This is a genomic window from Rhizobium sp. LjRoot30, assembly GCF_964253915.1.
GTDB lineage: Bacteria > Pseudomonadota > Alphaproteobacteria > Rhizobiales > Rhizobiaceae > Metarhizobium.
Genome location: NZ_CAXUSG020000002.1, coordinates 21090 through 42305 on the forward strand (window position 1 = coordinate 21090; position 21216 = coordinate 42305).

Consider the following 21216-nt stretch of genomic DNA (forward strand, 5'->3'; position numbering starts at 1 on the left):
CGTGCCCGTTTCTCGTTTTCCGAATATTTAGGACGCCAGGACAATCGCATGGCTCATTATTTTATCCGACGCCCGATCTTTGCCTGGGTTATCGCGATCGTCATCATGCTGGGCGGCGCCCTGGCGATCTTCACGCTTTCGATTTCGCAATATCCCGAGATCGCGCCGACGACGGTGCGCATCACCGCCGCCTATAACGGCGCCAGCGCCGAAACCGTCGAAAAATCGGTGACGACGATCATCGAAGACGGCATGACCGGTCTGGACGACCTGACTTACATGACGTCGTCATCGACGACGGGCAGTGCCGAAGTCACCCTGACCTTCGGTAACGCCGCCGATCCGGATATCGCCCAGGTGCAGGTGCAGAACAAGCTGCAACTCGTGCAGTCGCAATTGCCCGACGTTGTGCAGCAGGCGGGCATCACCGTTTCGCGCTCGACCTCGAGCATCCTGATGGTCGGCGCCCTGGTTTCTACCGACAGCAAGCGCGCCTCCGTGGATCTCGGCGATCTGGTGTCGACCCAGATCGAAGATCAGATCAAGCGTCTCGAAGGCGTCGGCAGCGTCAACATCTTCGGCTCCGGTTATGCAATGCGCATCTGGCTCGATCCGTTCAAGCTGCAGAAATATCAGCTGACCACGGCTGATGTCACCGCGGCCATCCAGGCGCAGAACACCCAGGTTTCCGTCGGTGCGCTCGGTGCCCAGCCGCTGCAGGAAGGCCAGCAGATCAACGTCACGATCACCGCCCAGAGCCAGTTGAACACGGTGGGCGAGTTCGAATCGATCATCCTGAAGGTCGAGAAGGACGGCGCGACGGTGCGCCTCAGCGATGTCGCCCGCATCGAGATCGGCCAGGAAAGTTATGGCGGCGGCACGCGCGCCAACCGCCTCCCGGCCACCGGCTTTGCCGTCAACTTGGCGACGGGCGCCAACGCCCTCGACACCGCCGCCCGCGTCAAGGACGCACTCGCCGCCATCGCGCCGAGCCTGCCGGAAGGTGTCGAAATCCAGTACCCCTACGACACCACGCCGTTCGTCAAGCTTTCGATCGAGAAGGTTGTGCACACGCTGATCGAAGCGATCGTGCTCGTCTTCGTGGTGCTTTTGATCTTCCTGCAGAATCTCCGCGCAACGATCATCCCGATGATCGCCGTGCCCGTCGTTCTGTTGGGAACCTTCGGAATTCTGGCGATAACCGGGTATTCAATCAACACGTTGACCATGTTCGCGATGGTGCTGGCCATCGGCCTGCTCGTCGACGACGCCATCGTCGTCGTTGAAAACGTCGAACGCATCATGAGCGACGAAGGGCTGTCGCCGCTGGAAGCGACGGAAAAGTCGATGGGCGAAATCACCGGCGCCATCATCGGCATCGCGCTGGTATTGACCGCCGTGTTCATTCCCATGGCCTTTTTCGGCGGCTCGACCGGCATCATCTACCGGCAGTTTTCGGTGACCATCGTTTCGGCCATGCTGCTCTCGGCCGTCGTCGCCATCGTGCTGACGCCGGCGCTCTGCGCCACGATGCTGAAACCAATCGATCATCACAAGAAGAAGCGTGGCCCCGGCGCCTGGTTCAACCGTGGCTTTGATGCGACGACGAACGGTTATGTCGGCACTATCGGCGTGCTGTTGCGTTGGCCGATCAGCGTCATGATGACCTTCCTGATCATCGTCGGCGGCTGCGCCTATCTGTTCACCAAGCTGCCGAGCTCGTTCCTGCCGCAGGAAGACCAAGGCGTATTGTTGACGATCATCCAGACGCCGACGGGTTCGACGACCCAGCGCACCGAAGCGGTGCTGAAGAAGGTCGAGGACTATTTCCTGGAGAAGGAAAAGGACAATATCGACGCGGTCTTCGGCGTTCTCGGCTTCTCCTTCAGCGGTACGGGGCAGAACAATGCCATCGTCTTCACCAAGCTCAAGGATTTCGATCTCCGCAGCCATCCCGACCAGTCGGCGCAGGCGATCGTCGGTCGCGCCATGGGCTACTTCTTCACGCTGCGCGATGCCCAGGTCTTCCCGCTGGCGCCGCCGGCCATTCCGGGCCTTGGCACATCGAGCGGCTTCTCCACCTATCTGGTCGACGGCGGCAAGCACGGCAACGATGCACTGACGGCGGCCTCGAAGGATCTGATCCAGCAGGGCAATGCCAGCGGCAAGATCGTCGCGTTGCGCTCCAACAGCCGCGATGCCGAAACACAGATGAAGATCCTTCTGGATCAGGAAAAGCTCGGCGCCATGGGCGTGGAACTCTCCAACGTCAACGCCATGCTGGCGACGATTTTCGCCGGCCGCGACGTCAACGATTTCACGCTCAACAACGAGTTGAAGCCGGTGTACGTGCAGGGCGATGCGCCGTTCCGCATGCAGCCGGACGACCTGAACAACTGGTATGCCCGCAACAACCAGGGTGAAATGGTACCGTTCTCGTCGTTCAGCTCGATCGAATGGGTCAACGGCCCGCCGTCGCTCGCCCGCTTCAATGGTACCAGCGCCATTTCCCTGGATGGCAGCGCCGCTCCGGGCGTCAGCTCGGGCGATGCCATGGACGAGGTCGAGCGCCTGACGGCGCAGATGGGCGGCGGCTATACGGTCGCCTGGCAGGGCATTTCTTACCAGGAACGGCTGTCCGGCTCGCAGGCGCCGATGCTGTACGCGCTGTCGGTTCTGGTCGTCTTCTTGTGCCTTGCGGCGCTGTATGAAAGCTGGTCGATCCCGTTCTCGGTCATCATGGCCGTGCCGATCGGCGTGCTCGGCGCGCTGGCCGCGGCGCTGCTCTTCAGCCAGTCCAACGACGTGTATTTCAAGGTCGGTCTTTTGACGACCATCGGTCTGGCGGCGAAAAACGCCATCCTGATCGTGGAATTCGCCAAGGATCGACAAGCGACAGGCATGGGCATCATCGAGGCGACGCTGGAGGCGGCCAAGCTGCGCCTGCGGCCGATCATCATGACGTCGCTGGCCTTCATCCTCGGCGTCGTGCCGCTGGCAATCGCCAAGGGGGCCGGTTCGGCCGCGCAGAACGCCATCGGTATCGGCGTCCTCGGCGGCATGCTGTCGGCTACCCTGCTCGGGATCTTTTTCGTGCCGTCATTTTTCGTTGTCGTTCGCCGCGTATTCAGTCGTGCAAAAAGTTAATTTCTTCTGTACGGCGAAAAGTCGGATGATAAGTTGACCTTGGGAAATCCGGGTGATTCCGGAGCCCGCGAAGAGGGCGGCAGCCGAAAATCCATGACGGGTTTTAAACAGACGAACTATCAAGTGTGTAGGATAATATGATGATATCCCTTCGTGTCGCCGCTCCCTTCACCGTCGCACTTTTGCTTTCCGGCTGCGTCGTGGGTCCGAATCACACGCCGCCCGAAATTGCCTTGCCCGGTAAATTTGCCGAAGGCAGCAAACAGTCGAATGGCGACGTTTCTATGGCCGCCTGGTGGTCTGCCTTCAACGATCGCCGGTTGAGCGGCTTGGTCGATAGCGGCCTGGCGCAGAACCTCACCGTGCTGCAGGCGATCGAGCGGATCAACGCCGCATCGGCAAACGTGACCGTCGCAGGCGCCAGCGGCTTGCCGAGCCTGGATGCCGGCGCTTCCGAGACCATCAGCGGACAGGGCGGCGAGTTGCGCAGCCAGACGGATGTTCGCTCGACGACCACAGGCGGTCTTTCGCTCTCCTGGCTGCTCGATTTCTTCGGCCAGGTCAAACGTTCGAAGGAAAGCGCGCAGGCTTCGCTCGACGCGGCTTACGCCAATGTCGACGTTGCGCGCCTTGCCCTCCTGTCGGATCTCGTCGCGACCTACATCGACGCCCGTTATTACCAGGAGCGCATCGAGCTTGCCCGCAAGAACCTGAAATCGCGGCAGGAAACACTGGCGCTGACGCGCTTCCAGCTGGAAGCCGGCGCCGCCTCGCGGCTCGACGTCGTGCAGGCCGAAGGCCTCGTCAACTCGACGCTTTCCGACATTCCGAGCCTCGAAACCCAGTTCCGCGTTTCGGTCCATCACATCGCCACCCTGCTTGGCCTGCCGGCCTCGACGCTTATCAGCGACATGCAGAAGCCTGCGCGGCAGCCGGTGGCTCGCTTCCGGGCACGCGCAGGCGTCCCGGCCGATCTGATCCGCAACCGTCCGGATATCCGCCGTGCGGAACGTGAATTGGCAGCAGCCGTGGCCGATATCGGTGTCGCCGAGGCACAGCTTTATCCGACGATCACGCTCGGCGGTTCGATCTCGCCGTCCTATATCGGTTCGAAGTCGGTGAAGGGTGCGTTGACCAGCTGGTCCTTCGGTCCCAGCCTGAACCTGCCTGTCTTCGACGGTGGCCGCCTGCGCGCCAATGTCGATATTTCCGAATCGAATGCCCGCAACCAGTATCTCGCCTGGAAGGCTGTGGTGTTGCAGGCAATCGAAGAGGTTGAAAACGCACTCGCCGCGGTTTCCCGCGACGCCCGGACGGTCGAGGCGCTGCGCGCCGAAGTGAAGTCCTACGAAGAAGCCCTGCAGCTTTCGACGGCGAGCTACAAGGACGGCGCCTCTTCGCTTCTCGACGTCCTCGACGCGCAGCGGTCGGTGTCCGACGCCCAGGCGCGGCTGGCCCAGGCGGTGCAGCAGATGGCCAAGGATTACGTCTCGCTCAACGTCGCCATCGGCGGCGGTTATGCACCGGAAGCCAAGACGAACTGATCGGGCAGCATCCACTGTCGATCTTGCAAGGCGCGGAGCGATCCGCGCCTTTTTCATGCGCCGTTTCGGAACCGAAGTCTTGCTGAGGACGTTTTTGGTCTCAGTAGACAGCAATCCGGAAAGGAAATGCGATGACCGTAACGATGATTGAGTTGAAGATCAGCGACATCCTGGACGATCCGGCCCTGCCGAAGGAAAGGAAGATCGCCAAGTTGCAGACGCTGGAGGAAGAGGCCCGTGCGCTGCAGCGTGCTGCCAGCGAGAGCCCCATGGTCGAGGACGATGGCTGGCAGAGCGACTTGCGTCTCGTCGAAAAAGCCCTCGGGCGACTTGGAAAGGATACGACGAAGACGGGTGCGGCCACCCTATAGAACGTTTCCAGACATAAATCCCTCAAACCAAGGTCGGCGCTTCCACGCCGGCCTTTTATGTGAGCGACAATTGGGCGGCCAGAAGTTCGCGCGTGTAGGCCTGTTGCGGACGGTCGAATATGTCGTCGACCGTGCCGGTCTCGACGATGCGCCCACGCCGCATGACGGTAACCTGATCGGCAATCGCTTCCACGACGGCCAAATCGTGGCTGATGAAGAGAAACGCCGTGCCGAACTCTTTTCGCATATCCTGAATGAGATTGAGAACCTGCGCCTGCACCGAAAGGTCGAGCGCCGAGACGGGTTCGTCTGCGACCACCAGTTTCGGCCGGGTGATCAGCGCCCGTGCAAAGGCGATGCGCTGCCGCTGGCCGCCGGAAAATTCATGCGGGAAACGATCGATCGCATCGGCCGAAAGGCCGACCTGACCGAGAATGTCGACGACTTTTTGCCGTGCTTCGTCACGGCGCGGTTTCGGCTCCAGTACATGCAACGGCTCGGCGACGATGCGCCCCACCGTGTAGCGCGGATCGAGGGACGCCAGCGGATCCTGGAACACCATCTGGAAATCGCGGCGCCGATGCTTCAACACCTTGGCGGACAGGGAAAAGATCGACTGGCCTTCGAGCAGGACATCGCCTGATGTCGGCCGGTCAAGCGCCATGACGAGCCGCGCCAATGTCGATTTGCCCGAGCCGCTTTCGCCGACCAGCCCGTGAATGCTGCCGGCCGAAACGGAAAACGAGACATCGTCGAGCGCCACAAAGGCAGGCTCGCTGCCGAATGGCGTGCGGCCCCCGTAGACGCGCGTGAGTGTACGGATGTCGAGGAGCGGCGTCATCACACGCTTTCCATCGTGAGGGCGCGCAGGCAACGTACGCCGCGACCGTCGGCGAATGCCCGCCAGCCAGGTTCGGCTTGCGAACATGCGGGGATTTCTTCGGGACAGCGCCCGGCAAAACGGCAACCGGGCGGCAGGCGGGCAAGAGAGGGGACGTTGCCCGGAATGCTCACCATACGGCGACCTCTTTCAGTCCTTCCGGGCAGGGCGGCCAGCAGTCCACGGGTGTAGGGGTTGCGTGGATCGCCGAGCACATCGGCGGTACTGCCTTCCTCCATCCTCGCCCCGGCATAGAGCACCAGCATCCGTCCTGCCATGTGGGCGACGACGCCGAGATTGTGGCTGACCAGCATCAGCGCCATGTTCTTCTCGCGGACGAATTCCGTCAGGATGCCGAGTACCTCCCTTTGTACCGTGGCATCCAGAGCCGTGGTCGGCTCGTCGGCGATCAGCAGTTCCGGTTCGAGCGCCAGGGCAATGGCGATGCCGACACGCTGGCGCTGCCCGCCGGACAGTTCATGCGGATAATCGTCCGCCCGCTTCGCAGCCTGATCGATCCTCACCCTGTCGAGCAGGTCGATTGCCTGCCGGCGTGCGTCGCGCCAGCTCGTACCCCGATGCAGGACGATGCCTTCGGCAATCTGGTCGGCAATCGTCATCGCCGGGTTGAGAGCCGCCGTCGGCTCCTGGAAGATCATGCCGATGCGGCTGCCACGGATTCGACAGAGGCCTTTGTCGTCGAGGTCGGTCAATGGCTGACCGTCGAAAACGATCTGTCCGGAAACCACCGCGCTTTCCGGCAGCAGGCCGATCACGGCCAGCGACAAAATCGTCTTGCCCGAACCCGATTCCCCGACGATGCCCAGCGTGTCCCCCCGCCCGATGGCAAACGAGATGTCATTGAGGATTGGCAGCAGCCGGCCATCGGCAAGCCGCAGCGATACGGCAAGATTTTCCACGCGGAGCAGGGGAGTGGGTATCAAATCCGCCCCCTTTGCCGTGGATCGAGACGGTCGCGCAAGCCGTCGCCGATCAGGTTGAAGCCGAGCACGGACAAGGCGACGGCGAGACCGGGCAGGATGGCCAGCCACGGTGCGGCCCGCAGGAAGGTCTGTGATTCCGCCAGCATCCGCCCCCAACTGGGCGCCGGTGGCGGCAGGCCGAGGCCAAGGAAACTGAGGCCTGCTTCCGTCAGGATTGCCAGTCCCAGCTGGATCGTGACCTGGACGATGATCGGTCCGATGATGTTCGGCAGCACATGCTGCCAGGATATCAGCAGCGGCCCCTTGCCGGCGGCCCGGGCGGCGAGGATGAAATCGCGCGTCCAGATCTGCCGCGCTGCGCCGACTGTAATGCGCGTGAACACCGGCACCATGAAGGTGGCGATTGCCAAAATGGCTGTCCAACGTCCCGGCCCGATGAAGGCGCCGAGCATCATCGCCGAAAGGATCGGCGGCACGGCGAAGATCACGTCGCAGCCGCGCATGGTGACGGTTTCCAGGAGGCCCTGCCATGCGGCGGCGGCAAGCCCGATAATCACGCCGATGGTGGCGCCCAGCGTCACGGCGAACAGGGCGATCGACAGTGAATTCCATGCCCCGGCCATCAGCAACGACAGGACATCGCGACCATACTGATCCGTGCCGAGCAACCCGACCTCGAACGGAGGCTTGAGTTTCTGCATGATCTGCATCTTCGACGGCGGGAACGGTGTCCAGACAAGCGAGACGAGTGCGATGGTCGTCAGAAGAAGGATGAGCGTCAGCCCAATTGCCAGCGGAGCATGGCGCCGCAACCGGAAGACTGTTGCGGGTTTTGCGATGGAGCCGGCGCCGCTCATGAAATCGCCCTTCCGCTGCGCAGGCGCGGATCGAGCCAGAGATATGACAGGTCCACCAGGAAATTGACGACAATGACCAGCGCGGCAAAGAACAGGACAACGTCCTGCATGACGACGATATCCCGCTGCGACAGCGCCTGATAGGCGAGCCGCCCGAGGCCCGGCAGGTTGAAGACGTTTTCAATGAGCACCGCGCCGGCGACCAGAAAGGTGAACTGCAACCCGAGCATGGTCACGACAGGCACCATCGCATTGGGCACGGCATGCCGCCACAGCGCGGCCCGGCACGAAAGCCCTTTCGCCCGGGCCGCGCGCACGAAATCTTCGTCGAGAACATCCAGGACGGCCGTTCGGGTGACGCGGGTGAGCACGCTTGCCTGCGGCAGGGCGAGCGCCAGCGATGGCAACAACAAGGCGTGCAATGCCGCGAGCGGGCCGGCATGCCAGCCGGGAAAACCGCCGGCCGGCGTCCAGCCGAGCTGCATGGAAAACAGCATGATCAGCAGCAGCCCCATCCAGAAGGCCGGCACGGCGATGCCGGCCTGCGCAAACAGCGTTGCGGCAAGATCGGCCAGGCTGTTGCGTTTCGCCGCGGCTGTCACGCCGAGGGGCACGGCGATCAGAATGGAGAGCAGGATGGCCATCGCCGCAAGCGGCAGGGTCACCGCCAGCCTGTCGGCAATCAGCCCGGCAACGGGCACGCCATAGGTATGTGACTGCCCGAGATCGCCTTGAAGCACGCCGCCGAGCCATTGCACATAGCGCAACGGCAAGGGTTGATCGAGGCCGAGTTGGTGCCGCAGCGCCGCCAGCGTATCGGCGCTCGCCGAGGTGCCAAGCATGATCGCCGCCGGGTCGCCCGGCAGCAGGTCCATGACCAGGAATATCAGCGCCGACACGGCGAGAAGCGTCAGCAGCAGGCCGACGAAACGGCGTGCCATCAGCGCGATCATGCCGGCCCGCCAGGCTGCGTGCCGTGTCGCCAGCCGCTCATTCCGTCCAATAGACCTCCGCCAGCACGTTTGAGGGGATGGGTTCGTTTTCCCACAGGCCCTTCAGCCGCTTGTCCCAGACGCCGAGCTTCGGCATGACGAACAGGAAAAGCGCCGGCACGTCGTCGGCCAGGATTTTTTGTGCTTCCTGGTAGAGCTTGTCCTGCGCAGCTGTCTCCGATGTCTGTTCCACCTTGCGGATCGTCTCGTCGAAAGCCGGGTTGCGATAATTGAAATAATAGGGATCGCGGGAATAGATATCGATGTCCATCGGCTCGGCGTGGGCGACGATGGTCATGTCGTAGTCGCGGCCGGTGAAGACGTCCTGAACCCATTTTGCCGGAAATTCCGTCGGCTCTATGGTCATCGTCACGCCGATTTCCGCCAAAAGCGCCTGCATGACCTCCGCCGTCCGCGCTGCGTAGGACATTTGCGGCGCCTTGATCGTGAAGCTGAACCCGTTGGCATAACCGGCTTCGGCGAGCAGCGCCTTGGCCTTTTCGGGGTCGTAGGAATAGACGCCGGTCAGATCGACATAAGCGCGATCATTCGGCGTGTAATGGCTGCCGATCGGCGTGCCGAGACCGGACCACGCCCCTTCGATGATGGTGGTGCGGTCGAGCGCCATCATCAGCGCCTGGCGCACCCGCTTGTCGTCGAACGGCTTGCGGGTGTTGTTCATGCCCGCCACCACCTTCAGCTCGGTATCTCCGACGACGGTGGTCAGCCGCTCGTCGCCGTCGAAGGAGCTCATCAGTTCGGGGGCGCCGAATTCCGGAAACGCGTCGACATCGCCGGAAACCAGTGCGGCGGATTGCGCCTGCGGATCGCTGATGAAACGGAAGGTCACGGTCTCGAGCTTGACCGCCATTTCCTTGTTCCAATAGTCCGGATTGCGCTTCAGTTCGACCCGATCTCCCTTGGCCCAGCGCACGAAGACGAACGGGCCGGTGCCGACCGGCGTCGTCTTGTTGTTTGCCGCACTCTTTTCGCCGACGATCACCGAGGAGGGCCAGGCGAGCCAGTAGAGCAGGCTGCCGGCCGGTTGTTTCAGGCGGATCACCAGCGTTTGCGGGTCTTCTGCCGCGACGGTGTCGACCGAAGCGAAGAAACGTTTCTGCGGATTGACCGAATCGGCAGCACGAGCGCGGTCGATGGATGCCTTGGCGACACCGGCGGTTAAGGCTTCGCCGTCATGGAAGGTGACGCCGCTGCGCAGCGAGAACCGGTAGGTCAGCCCATCCGGGGAGATTTCCCAGGATGAGGCGAGCTGCGGCTGGATCTTGCCGTCGCGGTCGATGGTTACGAGGCCTTCGAAGATGTTCTGCCAGGTCACCTGGCCGATGGCGACGGGTGCTGCAATCGTCGGATCAAGGCCGGCAGGCTCGATGGTCATGCCAATGGCAAGGTCGGTGCGCGGCGCGGCGGTGGCCATCGTTGCGACCAGCAGGCAAGCCAATGCCGTAACGGCAAAAGCCAGGCCTTTCGAGATCGACCGAACAAAATGTGCCATGCAAAACCTTCCATCTGTCCGTCGACATATTTTCAGGAAATACTGTCATTTCAAAGAGGAAGAGACAACGGCGAATGTCCGGCCTGCCGTTTTGTCCCCATGTCAGAAGTCGAACGGGTGCTGTGCGCCGAACCGGTCGCGCCAGGCGGGCTGGCTGCCGGTGTGGGGCAGGGCGCTGGCGGTGAAGACGCCGCGGGCGATGGCCCGCGCCATTACGGCGGTTGCCGCGTGGCACAAGGCGAGGAAATCCGGCATGCCGTCGATGGTGCGCCGGCCGGTCGCTGCGGAAAACACCGTGTCGCCGTCGAGCGGCAGGTGGGCCGGGAGGATCGCCCGGGCAAGGCCGTCATGGGCGGTGATCGACAGGCGATGGATCTGCGCCTTGGTCAGCACCGCGTTCGTCACCACGACGGCGATGGTGGTGGCCGTTGTCGACGCCCCCTTGATCTGCATTGCCGTATCGGCCGGGTCGAATCGCTGTGGCATGCCGAGGCCGCCGAATTCATTGTCTTGTTCGAAAGGGGCTGCCCAGAATTGCGCGCCGTTGCCGATCGTCGCCGAGCCGAGCGCATTGACGACCGCAAGTGCGGCGACGACATGGCCGCTCCTGGTCCGGGCGCTGGCGGAACCCAGACCGCCCTTGAGGGTTGCCGTCGTGGCGCCGGTCCCGGCGCCGACCGTGCCGAGCGCGAAATCGCCGGTGCGGGCCGCTTTGAAGGCAGCGTAGCCGAGGTCGCGATAGGGGGAGTGCAGGCCCCAGTCCTTGTTGCCGCCGTTGAGCAGGTCCATGACGATTGCCTGCGGCACGATGGGCACGCGGACATTGCCGACCGGAAAGCCGCGGCCAGCCTCACGGAGCCCGGCCTGCACGCCACCGGCAGCATCGAGGCCGAAGGCCGAGCCGCCGGACAGCACGAAGGCATCGACCTCACTGACGGTCATCGCCGGATCGAGAAGGTCGGTATCGCGGCCGCCGGGCGCGCCGCCGAGCACGCTGCCCGAGGCGGTGGCCGGCCTGTCGAAGACGATGGCCGTGACACCGGAACCGAGCGTCAGGTCGGTGGCATGGCCAACGGAAACACCTTCGACATCGGTGAGAAGATTACGCCATTCGCTCAAATTACTGCCTCCCCCACAAGGGCCATATGCAGGCCTTCGATCGGGTGGATCATTGCGATATCGAATGCGGATGGAAAGCCTTTGCGGCTCTCCATTCACGCATTTCTTGTTTCAGGCCTGCCGGTGGACGCAATCGCCGCCGATCCAGGTGCTCTGCATGTCGAGACCGGGCGTCAGGATGACGAAGCTGGCATGTTGCTCGGCTTTCAGGCTGCCGTAACGATCCTGCAGGCCGACGGCTTCTGCCGGATAGAGGCTTGCCATGCGCAAGGCCTCGTCGAGCGACAGGCCAAGCTTTTCATGGATGAAGCGGATGGAGGAGAGCATATCGATATCGGCGCCGGCCAGCGTGCCGTCCGCCAGCGTCAGCCGTCCGCCCTCGCGCAGGATTTCCCGGCCGTTGAGCGTAAAACTGGTGAGGTCGGTGCCGATGGTCGACATGGCGTCGGTCACCAGAAAAATCTTTCCCGGTCCCTGCTTGGCCCGCAGCGCAATGCCGATCGAGGCGGGGTCGACATGGAACCCGTCGGCGATCAGGCCGGCAAACAGCGATGCCGTCGAGAGCGCCGCGCCGACGACGCCGGGCTGGCGATGGCCGAGCGGGCTCATGGCGTTGAACAGATGCGTCACCATGCGAGCACCGGCCGCCGCGTAGGAAACCGCTGTATCGTAGGTGGTGTCCGTATGGCCGAGACTGACGATGAAACCGGCCGCCGCCAGCTTTTCGACCTGGGTGGTCGTGACGTTTTCCGCCGCGACGGTGATCAGCAGCGCCTCGAAACTGCCCTTGCAGGCGAGAAGGCGGTCGAGGTCGGTGTCGGTCATCGGCCGGATCAGGGCCGGATCGTGCGCGCCCTTGCGGGCGATGGAAAGGTGCGGACCTTCGAGATGCAGGCCGAGAAAGCCCGGAACATGCGTTTCCCGGGCCTGCTTGCCGGCAGCGATGGTTGCAGCGGTGATCTCCGGCGTATCGGTGATCAGCGTCGGCAGGAGCGCCGTGGTGCCGAACTGGGCATGGGCGGCGCAGATCTGCCGGATGCCGTCGACCGTCGGTTCGCTGTTCAGCATGACGCCGCCGCCGCCATTGACCTGCAGGTCTATGAAGCCGGGCACGAGCAAGGCACCGGCCGCATCGACACGCTCCGCATCGGCGGGAAGGTCGGCAGCCAGCGCCTCGACGATGCCGTTGGAAAAGACGAGCGCCTTGTCTTCGTGCCAGTCGTGGCCGTCGAAGATGCGCGCGCCGGTGATCGCCGTCCTGCTCATCGGGTTTCGGTCACTTTCTTGAGGGCTGCGGGGGCATCCGGGTTGAAGCCGCGCGAGCGCGACCATGCCTCGACGAAACCGTAGAACGGCAGGATCAGCGCCAGTGCGTCGGTCAGCGGGTGGCCGGTGGCGACGAAGGGCAGCGGCCGGGCCTTCTTGACCTTGTCGGACGTCGCGAAAACGAGGCCGCCCTTGTCGGCAAGGCTGTCGGCGATATCGGTGACCGAGCCTTCGGCGGCATCGCGGGCCGCAAAGGTGATGACCGGGAAGTTGGAGCTGACGAGCGCGACGGGGCCGTGCAGCACTTCCGCAGCCGAATAGGCCTCGGCATGGACTTCCGACGTCTCCTTGAACTTCAGCGCCGCTTCACCAGCGATGGCAAGCGCCGGCCCGCGGCCCAGCATGTATAGCGATTCCGCTCCGGCCAGCGCCAGCGCGAGTTCGTCCCATTCGAGCCCGACGGCGCGCTGCAGATGGCCTGGCAGTTCGGCAACGGCACGGCGCAGTTCGTCGTCATTGGTCCATTCCGCCAGCACGGCAAGGCCGGCGACGACGGAGTTGACGTAGGATTTCGTCGCAGCGACGGCGAGTTCCGGTCCGGCGCAGATATCCAGCGCATGCGAGCAGGCCGATGCCATGGGCGACGGCAGGGTGTTGGTCAGCGCGATGGTGACGGCGCCGGCATCGGTAGCCGCCTGCGCCATCGAGACGATGTCGGGGCTCTTGCCGGATTGCGAAATGGCGATCGCCGCGCCACCGGCCAGCTTCAGGTTGGTCTTGTAGATGGAGGCAAGCGACGGGCCGAGCGAGGCGACCGGCCGGCCTGCCTGCAGTTCCACTGCATATTTGATGAAGTGGGCGGCATGGTCGGAGGACCCGCGGGCAATGGTGATCAGGAAGGCCGGGTCCTTGTCGCGGAGCGCCTGTCCGGCTGCGGCGAGGGAGGCCGCTGAACGATCGAGCAGGCGGGCGGCGGCCTCTGGGATTTCACCGATCTCGCGGCTCATATGGGTTTGCATCGTCATGCCTTTCCGTCAGTTGGTCATGAATCGGCGAGAGTCATCTCGGCGACGAAATCATAGGCGTCTCCCCGATAGAGAGAGCGGGTGAACTCCACCACGCGGCCCGATTTCAAATAAGAAATACGTTCGATCGACAGGCCGGCGGCGCCAACCGGCATGGCGAGCAGCGCCGCATCGGCATTCTGGATGTTGCAGGCCGAAATCCGCTGCACGGCCCGCACCGGCCGCACACCGCTCTTCTGCAGTTCGGCGTAGAGCGAGCCGGTAACCGCCTGCGGATCGGGCAGGATATCCGGCGGCAGGCTCGCCCGTTCGATGGCCATGGGCATGTCGTTGGCAAGTCGCAGCCGGCCCAATCGGGCGACCGTATCAACGGCTCCCAGCCCGAGCATCATGATTTCGTCGGGCGACGGCGTAAAAAGATCGCGTTCCAGCCATTCCGAGCGGGTAACGAAACCGCGGCGCGCCATATCCTCGGTAAACGAGGTCAGCTGCGACAAGGGTTGCTGCACGCGCGAAACCGGTTTGACGACGAAGGTGCCGGAGCCGTGGCGGCGCAGCAGCAGGCCGTCCTTTACCAGATCGTCGACCGCTTTGCGTACGGTGACACGGCTGACGCTGGCGTAATCGGCAAGGTCGCGCTCCGCCGGCAATGCATCGCCGTGGCCAAGGCGCCCGGTGCGGATCGCGTCTTCCAGCGTCTGGCGCAGCTTGAGGTAAAGCGGCCCGGTGCCAGCCCCGGGAAAACCGTCGAGCGGCAGGAGTGAAGCCAGAGCCTGGCTCATGACGTTGCCTCCGCGGCAGCGGCGAAACGGGCGGCGGCCAGAGCGACAGCGCCCGTCAGGGCATCGGCAAGCGGTTGGCCGACGCGCGAACGGTGGCGCTCGGCAATATAAGGACTATAAAGCCGCGCCAGGCCGCCAAGCAGACAGAGGCCGTCATCCGGCCCGGCCAGTTTTGCGACGGTATCGAGGGCCACGTCGATCGTGGCTGCCGCGGTGCGGATGATCGACAGCGCCGTGGCATCGTGGCTTTCGGCGTGCTCAAAGACAGCTGGCGCATAGCGGCCGAAGTCTCCGGGATGGGCGGCGCGGGCAAATTCGACGATTCGTCCCGGATCACGGCCGAATTCGTCCAGCAGGGTGCGCGTCAGCGCCGTTTCCTCATGGATGCCGTCATGGGCCAGCAGGCATTCCTGCAAGGCCGCATGTCCAAGGCGTGCGCCGCTGCCGAGATCGCCGACGGCAAAACCCCAGCCGCCGAGATAGCGCACCGTTTCGGCGTGGCGGATAATGTAGAGCGTCCCGGTTCCCAGGATGCCGACTGCGCCGTCCCGGTCGCCCAGTGCGCCTTGCAAGGCAATCAGGCCATCGGATTCGATTGCAGCGCGGGCAAAGGGCAGGCGGGCGCGGACATAATGTACGGCCTCTCCGACATTGTGGCCGGCAACCCCGACCAGCGCGGCCGACGAGGCAATATGCTGCGCCTCGACGCCGGCCTCATGGAAGGCGGCCTGGGTGGCGGCAAGGATATTGGCCAGCGCGGTATCCGGATCGGTGAGGATGTTGGCAGCGCCACTCTTGCCGCGGCCGAGGATAACGCCGTCGCGAGCAGCCACAGCCGCCCGGCAACTGGTGCCTCCACCATCTATACCCACGATGAAATCCGGCATGGCCTACCTCCGCGGCGGGATAATACCAAAAAAGAACCATTAACCAAGCGCGTTTTGGTCTGGTATGTCAAAAAAACTTAATTATCTGATTTAAAACGATTTATTTGCTTGCGGTCTTATGTTGGTCCGCTGTTTGCGCAAAAACGTAAATTTGCCGCTGGACAATTGGTATTTTTTTGGCATTCTCACGGCAAAGGGGAACAACCGGACAGCCAAGCCTGCCGACCATGCACCAGAATGCCGGAAAATCAAAGGCATCTCGTTCGGAACTGTTCTTCTCAAAACGCGAGAACGGTCCTGCGCCGGAAGCGGCGGGGACAAGAAACGACAGGGTTTCAGGGGCGTCATAGTGGCGTTCCGGAAGAGGGAGAACAGAATGAACCGCATCATGAAGGCATTGCTCGTCACCACGAGCATTCTTGGCGTCACCGGCATCGCGCATGCCGAGGACGTGACGCTGACCATCGAAAGCTGGCGCAACGACGACCTGTCGATCTGGCAGGAAAAACTTATCCCGGCGTTCGAAGCCAAGAACCCCGGTATCAAGGTGGTCTTCTCGCCGACCGCGCCGACCGAATACAATGCCGCGCTGAACGCCAAGCTCGACGCCGGCTCCGCAGGCGATCTCATCACCTGCCGTCCGTTCGACGCCTCGCTCGAACTCTACAACAAGAAGCACCTCGCCGACCTGACCTCGCTCGGCGGCATGGAAAACTTCTCGCCGGTCGCCCGCTCCGCCTGGACGACGGACGACGGTTCGGTGACCTTCTGCGTGCCGATGGCTTCGGTCATCCACGGCTTCATCTACAACAAGGATGCCTTCGACAAGCTCGGCATCGCCGTCCCGGCAACGGAAGCGGATTTCTTCGCTGCCCTCGACAAGATCAAGGCTGACGGCACCTACGTTCCGATGGCCATGGGCACGAAGGATCTCTGGGAAGCTGCCACCATGGGCTACCAGAACATCGGCCCGACCTACTGGAAGGGTGAAGAAGGCCGCGCTGCTCTGATCAAGGGCGAGCAGAAGCTGACGGACGCCGCCTGGGTCGAGCCCTACAAGGTTCTCGCCAAGTGGAAGGATTATCTCGGCGACGGTTTCGAAGCCCAGACCTATCCGGACAGCCAGAACCTCTTCACGCTCGGCCGCGCTGCTATCTATCCGGCCGGCTCGTGGGAAATCGGTCTGTTCAACAGCCAGGCCGAGTTCAAGATGGGCGCCTTCCCGCCGCCGGTTAAGGCTGCCGGCGACACGTGCTACATCTCCGACCACAACGACATCGGCGTTGGCCTCAATGCCAAGAGCGCCCATGCGGAAGAAGCCAAGAAGCTGCTTTCGTGGATCGCTTCGCCGGAATTCGCTGACATCTACGCCAACTCGCTGCCGGGCTTCTTCAGCCTGAACTCGACGGCGGTGAAGATGGCCGATCCGCTCGCCCAGGAATTCGTCTCCTGGCGTGAAAAGTGCAAGCCGACGATCCGTTCGACCTACCAGATCCTGTCGCGCGGCACGCCGAACCTCGAAAACGAGACCTGGGTGGAATCCGCCAACGTCATCAACGGCACGGATACCCCGGAAGTGGCCGGCGAAAAGCTCCAGAAGGGCCTCGACAGCTGGTACAAGCCTGCGAAGTGATATGAGGCGGCTTTAAGCCACCTTCATCCCGGCGGTTTTGCCCCTCACCCTAACCCTCTCCCCGCTTGCGGGGAGAGGGGGCTTGCCACACGCGACGTCGAGTGTGGCCAAAAGGGTGCGGCATACCCCCTTCTCCCCGTACTACGGGGAGAAGGTGCCGGCAGGCGGATGAGGGGCTTTTGCTCGCCATCCGACAAACAAACCTGATCCACCACTTGTTTTCCTATTTCAATCGACGCCGAAGGCGATTTGCTGTTTGGTATAGGCAAGCCAAGTTTCCCCGTCCGTAGACGGCGCCGAACACCCCTGTGGCGCGAGAACGCCGCATGTCCGGCCTGCGGGGCAATGGACGACACGAAGATCCGAACAATGGACCGAGCCATGAGCGCAACCGATCACAGCGATCCAGACCTACCCACGATCAAGCGGCCGTTCCGCTGGCATATCGTCGTCTTCCTGGCGCCGGCCTTCATCGTCTATTCGGCGATCATGATCCTGCCTTTGATCGAGACATTGCGCCTGTCGCTGTTCAATACGGTCGACGGTCAGCCGGTCTTTGTCGGCCTCGGCAACTTCTCCACCCTGTTCGGCGACGACCGCTGGGCCGCAAGCTTCTGGAACGCGCTGAAGAACAACCTGATTTTCTTCGCCATCCACATGGTGGTGCAAAACCCGATCGGCGTGGCGCTCGCCGCCATGCTGTCGATCCCGAAGCTGCGTTTCGTCAGTTTCTACCGCACGGCCATCTTCCTGCCGACGCTGCTGTCCTTCGTCATCGTCGGCTTCATCTGGAAGCTCATTCTCTCGCCGCTCTGGGGCGTGGCGCCGTGGATGATGGATCTCGTCGGCCTCAAGGCGCTGTTTTCGCCCTGGCTCGGCAAGCCCGGTTCGGCGCTGATCGCCGTATCGCTGATCTCCGTCTGGCAATATGTCGGCATCCCGATGATGCTGATCTATGCTGCGCTGCTGAACATCCCCGACGAGGTGATCGAGGCGGCGGAGTGTGACGGCATCACCGGCTGGAGCCAGTTCTGGAAGATCAAGCTGCCGCTGATCCTGCCCGCCATCGGCATCATCTCGATCCTGACCTTCGTCGGCAATTTTAACGCCTTCGACCTGATCTATACCGTGCAGGGGGCGCTCGCCGGTCCCGACGGCTCGACGGACATTCTCGGCACGCTGCTCTACCGCACCTTCTTCGGCTTCCAGCTGCAGCTGGGCGACCGGTCCATGGGGGCGACGATCGCCACGGTGATGTTCCTGATCATCCTCGCCGGCGTGTCCTTCTATCTTTTCATCATCCAGCGGCGCATGCGTCGCTACCAGTTCTGAGGAGGGTTTCGTGGCCAAGGCGACCCAATCCCCCATCCGTTCCGGCTTCGTGCATCTGGCGTTGCTCGCCTACACGCTGATCGCGCTGTTTCCGGTGTTCCTGACGATTATCAACTCGTTCAAGGCGAAGAACGCCATCTTCCGTGAGCCGATGGCGGTTCCGACCCCTTCGACCTTCAGCCTGGTCGGCTACGAGACGGTGCTGAAGCAAGGCGATTTCCTGCTCTATTTCCAGAACAGTTTTGTCGTCACTGTGGTGTCGATCTTCTTCGTGCTGCTGTTCGGTGCCATGGCGGCTTTCGCGCTCTCCGAATACCGTTTCCGCGGCAATACGGCGATGGGGCTTTACCTCGCCATCGGTATCATGATCCCGATCCGCCTCGGCACGGTCGCCATCCTGCAGGGCATGGTCGCGGCAAACCTGGTCAACACGCTGACGGCGTTGATCCTCGTCTATACGGCGCAGGGCCTGCCGCTCGCCATCTTCATCCTGTCGGAATTCATGCGCACCGTCTCCGACGACCTGAAGAATGCCGGGCGCATCGACGGGCTGTCGGAATATGCCATCTTCTTCCGCCTGGTGCTGCCGCTGGTGCGTCCGGCGATGGCGACGGTCGCCGTCTTCACCATGATCCCGATCTGGAACGACCTGTGGTTCCCGCTGATCCTTGCCCCCGGTGAATCGACCAAGACGGTCACGCTCGGCTCGCAGATGTTCATCGGCCAGTTCGTCACCAACTGGAACGCCGTGCTCGCCGCCCTGTCTCTGGCGATCTTCCCGGTCTTCGTCCTTTACGTCATCTTCTCGCGGCAGCTGATCCGCGGCATCACAGCAGGAGCAGTCAAGTGAGTTCGCAAAAACCCGTTCGCGTCCTCGTCGCCGGTCTCGGCAATATGGGTCGCAGCCACGCGCTCGCCTATCATAACAATCCGGGCTTCGAGATCGTCGGCCTCGTCAACCGCTCGCAGGTCGCGCTGCCGGACGAACTGAAGGGCTACACGATCCATCCGGATTTTTCGGCGGCGCTCGCCGAGCTGAAGCCGGAGCTTGCTTCGATCTGCACCTATTCCGACAGCCATGCCGACTACGCCGTTGCCGCATTTGAAGCCGGCTGCCACGTCTTCGTCGAAAAGCCGCTGGCGACGACTGTGGCCGATGCCGAGCGTGTCGTTGCCGCCGCGAAAAAAGCCGGCCGCAAGCTGGTGATCGGCTACATTCTCCGCCACCATCCTTCCTGGGTGCGGCTGATCGCCGAGGCCCGCAAGCTCGGCCCGCCCTACGTCTTCCGTATGAACCTCAACCAGCAGTCCAGCGGCCCGACCTGGGAAACCCATAAGGCGCTGATGCAGACCACCTCGCCGATCGTCGATTGCGGCGTGCATTATGTCGACGTCATGTGCCAGATCACCGACGCCAAGCCGGTACAGGTGCGCGGCATGGGCCTGCGCCTCTCCGACGAGGTGAAGCCGGACATGTACAATTACGGCCACCTGCAGGTGATGTTCGACGATGGTTCGGTCGGTTGGTACGAAGCCGGCTGGGGGCCGATGATTTCCGAAACCGCCTTTTTCGTGAAGGATGTCATGTCGCCGAAGGGATCGGTGTCCATCGTCATGGACCCGAACGCCAAGTCGGACGATATCGACACGCATACGAAAACCTCGGTGATCCGGGTGCACACCGCCGAGACCGGTCCGAACGGCCGTTTCTTGCGGCCCGACGAGGAGCTGACCATGGCCGGCGAGCCGGGGCACCAGGATCTCTGCGATCTGGAGCAGGCCTACGTCCTGAAGGCGATCCGCGAGGATATCGATCTCACCCGCCATATGGACGATGCGGTTCAATCCTTGCGCATCTGCCTTGCCGCGGATGAAAGCGTTCGCACCGGCGCACCGGTCATCTTGTAAGGGAACAGCGACTTTGGGCTCTCTTCAACTGAAATCCATCCGCAAGGCTTTTGGCACCCACGAAGTGCTGAAGGGCATCGACCTCGACGTCACCGATGGCGAATTCGTCATCTTCGTCGGCCCCTCCGGCTGCGGCAAGTCCACCCTGCTGCGCGTCATCGCCGGGCTGGAGGATGCGTCGCAAGGCAGCATCCGCATCGATGGCCAGGAAGTGGCGACCGTGCCGCCGGCCAAGCGCGGCATCGCCATGGTCTTCCAGTCCTACGCGCTTTATCCGCACCTGACTGTGAAGGACAATATGGGCCTCGGCCTCAAACAGGCCGGCGCGCCGGCACAGGAGATCGAAACGCGGGTCACCAAGGCATCGAAGATGCTGTCGCTTGACCCCTATCTCGCCCGCCGGCCGGCCGAGCTTTCCGGCGGCCAGCGTCAGCGCGTCGCCATCGGCCGCGCCATCGTTCGCGAGCCGAAACTTTTCCTGTTCGACGAACCGCTGTCGAACCTCGATGCGGCGCTGCGTGTCCAGACCCGCCTGGAAATCGCCCGCCTGCACCGAGAGTTGAAGGCGACGATGATCTACGTCACCCACGACCAGGTGGAAGCGATGACGCTGGCCGACAAGATCGTCGTGCTCAGCGCCGGCGCCATCGAGCAGGTCGGTTCGCCGATGGAGCTTTACAATCGTCCGGCCAACATCTTCGTCGCCGGTTTCATCGGCTCGCCTCAGATGAATTTCATCGAGGCCGGCAAGCTCGGTGAGAGCGGCGCCAAGACCGTTGGCATCCGCCCGGAACACATCGCCCTGTCGCGCGAAAGCGGCGACTGGAAGGGTAAGGTGGTCCACGTCGAGCATCTGGGCGCCGATACCATCGTTTACATGGAGACGGAGGCGACCGGCCTCTTGACGGTTCGCCTGTTCGGCGAGCATCAGTATGCGCCAGACGACGTGGTTTTCGCCACGCCGGAACGCGGCTCCATGCATCGCTTCGATGCCAACGACCGGGCAATCCGGTAAC

18 protein-coding genes are annotated in these 21216 nt (G+C 62.9%); 8 read left to right on the forward strand and 10 right to left on the reverse strand.

Annotated features, from left to right (window positions below; all coding sequences use genetic code 11):
- The first annotated feature begins 48 nt into the window (after positions 1-48).
- The 3 genes from ACSQ3I_RS04145 (at position 49) to ACSQ3I_RS04155 (ending at position 5062) form a co-directional block, all read left to right on the forward strand.
- On the forward strand, positions 49-3147 hold the full coding sequence (locus ACSQ3I_RS04145; protein ID WP_435996324.1) for an efflux RND transporter permease subunit: 3099 nt from the start codon (positions 49-51) through the stop codon (positions 3145-3147).
- A 140-nt stretch (positions 3148-3287) separates the two neighbouring features.
- Positions 3288-4691: an efflux transporter outer membrane subunit gene (locus tag ACSQ3I_RS04150; protein WP_435997536.1), complete on the forward strand. Its 1404-nt coding sequence runs from the start codon at positions 3288-3290 to the stop codon at positions 4689-4691.
- Between the two features lie 131 nt (positions 4692-4822).
- Entirely contained in the window at positions 4823-5062 is a 240-nt protein-coding gene (locus ACSQ3I_RS04155) for a hypothetical protein (RefSeq protein ID WP_435996325.1), read from the forward strand.
- Between the two features lie 55 nt (positions 5063-5117).
- Here the strand turns inward: ACSQ3I_RS04155 and ACSQ3I_RS04160 are convergent, their stop codons facing one another.
- The 10 genes from ACSQ3I_RS04160 to ACSQ3I_RS04205 form a co-directional block, all read right to left on the reverse strand.
- On the reverse strand, positions 5118-5903 hold the full coding sequence (locus tag ACSQ3I_RS04160) for an ATP-binding cassette domain-containing protein (RefSeq protein ID WP_435996327.1): 786 nt from the start codon (positions 5901-5903) through the stop codon (positions 5118-5120).
- Positions 5903-6886 carry an ABC transporter ATP-binding protein gene (locus ACSQ3I_RS04165; RefSeq protein ID WP_435996329.1) on the reverse strand — a complete coding sequence of 328 codons (984 nt, stop codon included), beginning with the start codon at positions 6884-6886 and terminating at the stop codon, positions 5903-5905. The genes ACSQ3I_RS04160 and ACSQ3I_RS04165 overlap by 1 nt, the downstream gene beginning before the upstream one ends.
- Entirely contained in the window at positions 6883-7743 is an 861-nt protein-coding gene (locus tag ACSQ3I_RS04170; RefSeq protein WP_435996331.1) for an ABC transporter permease, read from the reverse strand. The genes ACSQ3I_RS04165 and ACSQ3I_RS04170 overlap by 4 nt, the downstream gene beginning before the upstream one ends.
- The gene (locus tag ACSQ3I_RS04175) at positions 7740-8696 is read right to left on the reverse strand and encodes an ABC transporter permease (RefSeq protein WP_435996333.1); all 957 of its coding nucleotides are present in this window, start codon (positions 8694-8696) and stop codon (positions 7740-7742) included. Before ACSQ3I_RS04175 ends, ACSQ3I_RS04170 begins: the two co-directional genes overlap by 4 nt.
- A gap of 37 nt (positions 8697-8733) precedes the next feature.
- Positions 8734-10248 carry an ABC transporter substrate-binding protein gene (locus ACSQ3I_RS04180; RefSeq protein ID WP_435996335.1) on the reverse strand — a complete coding sequence of 505 codons (1515 nt, stop codon included), beginning with the start codon at positions 10246-10248 and terminating at the stop codon, positions 8734-8736.
- A 102-nt stretch (positions 10249-10350) separates the two neighbouring features.
- Complete coding sequence (locus ACSQ3I_RS04185; RefSeq protein ID WP_435996337.1) at positions 10351-11367, reverse strand: P1 family peptidase; 1017 nt, start codon at positions 11365-11367, stop codon at positions 10351-10353.
- A 111-nt stretch (positions 11368-11478) separates the two neighbouring features.
- Positions 11479-12633 (reverse strand): N-acetylglucosamine-6-phosphate deacetylase, encoded by a 1155-nt coding sequence (gene nagA / locus ACSQ3I_RS04190; RefSeq protein WP_435996339.1) that lies wholly within the window; start codon positions 12631-12633, stop codon positions 11479-11481.
- The gene (locus tag ACSQ3I_RS04195; RefSeq protein ID WP_435997538.1) at positions 12630-13652 is read right to left on the reverse strand and encodes an SIS domain-containing protein; all 1023 of its coding nucleotides are present in this window, start codon (positions 13650-13652) and stop codon (positions 12630-12632) included. Before ACSQ3I_RS04195 ends, nagA begins: the two co-directional genes overlap by 4 nt.
- 23 nt (positions 13653-13675) lie before the next feature.
- Positions 13676-14440, reverse strand: coding sequence for a GntR family transcriptional regulator (locus ACSQ3I_RS04200; protein ID WP_435996340.1), 765 nt, complete (start codon positions 14438-14440; stop codon positions 13676-13678).
- Entirely contained in the window at positions 14437-15327 is an 891-nt protein-coding gene (locus ACSQ3I_RS04205; protein WP_435996342.1) for a BadF/BadG/BcrA/BcrD ATPase family protein, read from the reverse strand. Before ACSQ3I_RS04205 ends, ACSQ3I_RS04200 begins: the two co-directional genes overlap by 4 nt.
- Before the next feature lie 376 nt (positions 15328-15703).
- Between ACSQ3I_RS04205 and ACSQ3I_RS04210 the strand changes: the two genes are divergently transcribed.
- The 5 genes from ACSQ3I_RS04210 to ACSQ3I_RS04230 all read left to right on the forward strand — a co-directional run bounded on the left by ACSQ3I_RS04210 (position 15704) and on the right by ACSQ3I_RS04230 (position 21215).
- On the forward strand, positions 15704-16960 hold the full coding sequence (locus tag ACSQ3I_RS04210; RefSeq protein WP_435996344.1) for an ABC transporter substrate-binding protein: 1257 nt from the start codon (positions 15704-15706) through the stop codon (positions 16958-16960).
- Positions 16961-17329: 369 nt separating this feature from the next.
- Positions 17330-18292, forward strand: coding sequence for a carbohydrate ABC transporter permease (locus ACSQ3I_RS04215; RefSeq protein WP_435996346.1), 963 nt, complete (start codon positions 17330-17332; stop codon positions 18290-18292).
- Between the two features lie 10 nt (positions 18293-18302).
- Positions 18303-19142 (forward strand): carbohydrate ABC transporter permease, encoded by an 840-nt coding sequence (locus tag ACSQ3I_RS04220; RefSeq protein ID WP_435996348.1) that lies wholly within the window; start codon positions 18303-18305, stop codon positions 19140-19142.
- Positions 19139-20200, forward strand: a complete 1062-nt coding sequence (locus ACSQ3I_RS04225) for a Gfo/Idh/MocA family protein (protein WP_435996350.1) — start codon at positions 19139-19141, stop codon at positions 20198-20200. Before ACSQ3I_RS04220 ends, ACSQ3I_RS04225 begins: the two co-directional genes overlap by 4 nt.
- A 13-nt stretch (positions 20201-20213) precedes the next feature.
- Entirely contained in the window at positions 20214-21215 is a 1002-nt protein-coding gene (locus tag ACSQ3I_RS04230; RefSeq protein WP_435996352.1) for an ABC transporter ATP-binding protein, read from the forward strand.
- Position 21216 lies beyond the last annotated feature (1 nt).